Below are 709 nucleotides of genomic sequence, written 5' to 3' on the forward strand. Positions count from 1 at the left end.
CAGTGCGCCAGCTTGTTTGAGCGCTTCTAGCACCGCCATGATATCGCCAGGTGCTGCTCCTACACGGTTAACAGCTTGTACAATCTCACTAAGCGTGGTCGCAGGACCAAACTCAAACATGCGGCCTTTTTCTTGTTCAGCACTGACATCTGAACGCGGCACAACGACTGTTTGGCCGTCCGAAAATGGATTAGGTTGGCTGACTTCAGCTTGCTCGTTGATCGTCACCGTCAAACTGCCATGGGTTACAGCGGCAGGAAGTACTTTTACATTTTGCCCAACAACGATGGTTCCAGTTCGCGAATTAATAATGACTTTTGCGGCAGCCTCACCTGGCTCAACATTCAGATTTTCTAGCATTGCGAGATACGACACGCGCTGCGCTGAGTCCCTCGGAGCACGCACACGAATTGATGTGCCGTCTTGCGCATAGGCTGTGTCCGGACCAAGCATATCGTTGATTTGCTGCGAGACGTTCATGGCCGTTGTAAAGTCAGGCTGATGCAAATTAAATGTGATCGTATCGCCTTGGCTAAACGGACTCGCAATACCGCGCTCTACCGTCGCACCATTTGGTATACGCCCCACACTTGGAACATTCACCGTAATCGATGAACCATCGCTACCATCTGCACCAAAACCACCAACGACCAAACTGCCCTGCGACATGGCATAAATTCGACCATCGGCACCTTTAAGCGGTGTCATT

Annotated in this window: 1 protein-coding gene; it reads right to left on the reverse strand. The window is 51.1% G+C overall.

What is annotated here, in order from left to right:
* On the reverse strand, positions 1–709 hold a 709-nt coding region (locus A3739_RS01095), incomplete at both ends, for a flagellar basal body P-ring protein FlgI (RefSeq protein WP_156502223.1).

Source organism: Oleiphilus sp. HI0067, from assembly GCF_001635735.1.